This is a genomic window from Frankia sp. CcWB2 (genome assembly GCF_977927585.1).
Genome location: NZ_CDWRCM010000310.1, coordinates 1 through 2,945 on the forward strand (window position 1 = coordinate 1; position 2,945 = coordinate 2,945).

Sequence of the window (2,945 nt, forward strand, 5' to 3'; positions counted from 1 at the left end):
GAATGTTTACCCACGACGAACCCCTCCCGGTCCTCCTCGAGCGCGTCGTCCGACAGCTTCACCTCCGATACAAACGGTTCGGAGTTCGCGACGTGTGCGTCCAGCGAAAGCTTGGTCAGCTCGCGGTATTCTTTCGTCACCTCGTCGGCGGCGCGGTTGAAGGACAATATCGCTTGCTGGTATGTGACGGTCATCGTATGAGTCGTGTCGCTCACGAGCTTGTCTGGATTCGACCGGCCTTCGTCAGTGTCTGCCTTGCCATGGAACGCCGCCCGCTCCTCGCTCAGCGATACTTCGAGCTTGCGGCGGATCGGACGGGCTTTGAAATCGACGTCCTCGGCCAAGTCCTGCCGCCATTGCGCGCCTTTCTTCGTCAGGTTGTCGGCCCGCGCCATGGCGTCTTGCAGTTTCGCTTCCATCGCCTCGACGTCGTCGCTGCCTTCGAGGCCCGCCAACTGGGTGCGGAGTATCTCGGCCACGCGGTGGATCTCGGTGGTCATCGCGTCGATCGCCTCGTCGAGCTGGGCGGCGCCGCAGGTGGCACCCAAGCCGTTCCACATCTGGTCCTCGAGTGCCGGCAGCCCTGACTTCGCGAGCATTGCCTCGTCGCTCTTGGCCAGCGCCCGCCATTTGCGGTTCGCCGACACCGGCATGACGACGACGTCGGCCTCTGCGATGTTGGTCTCCTTGGCCACTCGTTCGCGGGCTGCGGCCACGACGGGTGCCGGGTCGGGCTTTTTGTCGATCATGGTGACCGCGGCGACGACCACGGGGCAGGCGCGGTACGTGTCCTCCCGGAGAAAGCGCAGTTCGCTGGCCGACAGCGGATCGGTGGCGGTACAGACGAACAGGATCGCGTCGGCCTCGGGCAGCACCTTGACGGTGGCGTCGCGGTGCGCGGGGTTGTCGGAACCGACACCAGGTGTGTCCGCGAGCACCAGCCCCGACGAGAGGATCTCGATCGGCGCGGTCATCGCCACCCGCTGGATGTTCTTGCGGTTGTCTGGATTGGCCTGCTCGGTAACGTACTCGCGCACCTCTCCGAGCGGCACAGGGATCGCTGGTCGGTCAGCGAAATAGACCGTCGCTCCCTCGGTGTCTCCCCACTCCAGGGTCACGACGACGCAGGTCGTGACGTCCACGTCCACCGGGAACAGGCCGCTGCGTTCCACGATCGCATTGAGCAGGCTTGACTTGCCCCGCCGGAACTCGCCGCAGGTGACCACCTTGTATTGGCCCGACCGAAGCTTCTCCCATGCCCGGTCGAGCCGAGCCCGCCCGCCCTCCGACAGGTCGTCGCCGAGTAGGCCGACAACCTCCGGAAACATTGCGAGAACCTCAACGCGGAGGTCTTCCAGGTCACTCATCTTTCTCCCCGTTCGGCGCGGCTTCCCGGTCGGCAGGCCGCGGTGGCCGCCCGGCGGATCCGGCTCTCAGTGTTCGCCGCCGGGCTGGCCAGCCTCGTCGGCGTACCTGTAGACGACGACCGCCGCGGGCCGGAGGAGCTGGCCGCGCCAGGCGTAACCAGGGCGCACCGTCGCGGCGATCCATTCGGCCAGGTCCGCCTGCCCGGTAGTACGGGTGGCGACGATTTCATGTCGGTCGGGGTCGACCGGACCGTTGTCGGTGATACGGACCACGTCGCACTGGTCGAGCACCTTCGTCGCCTGCTCGCCCAACCATTCCATTATCGCGAGGTTCTCTTCGGCGGATCTCGGCTCTGGTTTGGTGAGATCAGCGAGTTGCTCCACGAGAGCGATGGTCTGGTCCACGACGGGATGCGGCTCGGCCGCCCAAGCTGGCTCCCGCGCCCGGCTTTCCCGACCGGCGTCGGCGCCGAGTTCCACGCTGGCCCGGCCCTGGCCGGCTTCGTCTCGGCCAGCCGAGTTCTGGCCGGGTGGGTCAGCGCTGGCCGGATCGAGGCTGACGGCGCCCGCGCTGTCCGCTGCGGGCTGGTCCGGTGCGCTGGCGAGGTCGGCGAGGTCGCGTTCGGCGGCCTCGAGCCGGTTTCGTAGGTCGGTGGTCCGCGCGCGTTCCTCGTCGAACGCGGCCCGCGTCTCGGCAAGCTCCGCTTCGGACGCGCGCAGTGCCGCCCGCGCGCCAGCGCCTGGAAGCAGGCGTGACAGCCTGATTCGCCGGCTCATCGGTTCGTTCTCCTCGGCGGGGCGCGATGACTGGCATCACAGCCGCGGGCATTTACAGCTCCATCGTCTCGAGCAGGCGCCGGGCGTCGGCGACCCGGTACGATAAGCGTTCGTAGCTGGCCAGGACTGTCCTCGCCGCGTTCGCGGTCGGCAGGTCGAGCAATGGCTGCGCGCACCTGCGCGCCCATGCGCCGATCCGCTCCTCGGCCCGCCGTGACATCGCCGCGGGTGACGCCTCCTCGCTCAGCCCGAGCCGGGCCGCGCAGCTGACACCGTGTTCGCCAGTCACGGTGAGCAGGTCAACCGCTTCGCTGTCCGTCAGGGTCAGGACGCCCCGGTAGTAGTCCCGCAGCGCGGCGAGTTCGCGGAAGCCGTGAACATCGCTGCGGGTTTGCTCGATCATCGCCGCCACAGCCGTGACCTCGGGCGACGGTGACCTCCCTGACCGTCCGGCCTCGGACCGACATCGGGTGACGGCGGTCTGGACTTCGCCGAGACCCCGGTCGAGCTTAATGAGCGCCGCGCGGTTACCGAAATGATCGACGATCAGCTTGCGGAGGCGGGCCACCCCACTGTCGACGACAAGCTGTGCCCGCACCTCGGCCTCCGTCATGTCGTCCCTGAGGTGGCGACAGGCGCGTAGCATCCCCCAGGCGCCGAATTCGTTAACGAGCGTCGCCCGCCGATCCGCCGGCACGCCGACCTCGGGGAGGTCCTCGGTCGCGAATCGCCCCGCATCTTCTAGGGCCTGTTTGGGAAGTATGTCCCGAGGCTGGCCGTGGATCTGATGGTGATTTTCGG

The 2,945-nt window shown here is 67.7% G+C and carries 2 protein-coding genes and 1 pseudogene; all 3 read right to left on the reverse strand.

Annotated elements, in window-relative coordinates; genetic code table 11:
• The coding region (locus tag ACY45C_RS20950) for a dynamin family protein (protein WP_462189265.1) at window positions 1-1,367 on the reverse strand (1,367 nt) is incomplete at its 3' end.
• A 66-nt stretch (window positions 1,368-1,433) separates the two neighbouring features.
• Complete coding sequence (gene grpE, locus ACY45C_RS20955) at window positions 1,434-2,144, reverse strand: nucleotide exchange factor GrpE (RefSeq protein ID WP_462189266.1); 711 nt, start codon at window positions 2,142-2,144, stop codon at window positions 1,434-1,436.
• A 52-nt stretch (window positions 2,145-2,196) separates the two neighbouring features.
• Window positions 2,197-2,945: pseudogene (locus ACY45C_RS20960) on the reverse strand (hypothetical protein); the annotation flags it as partial.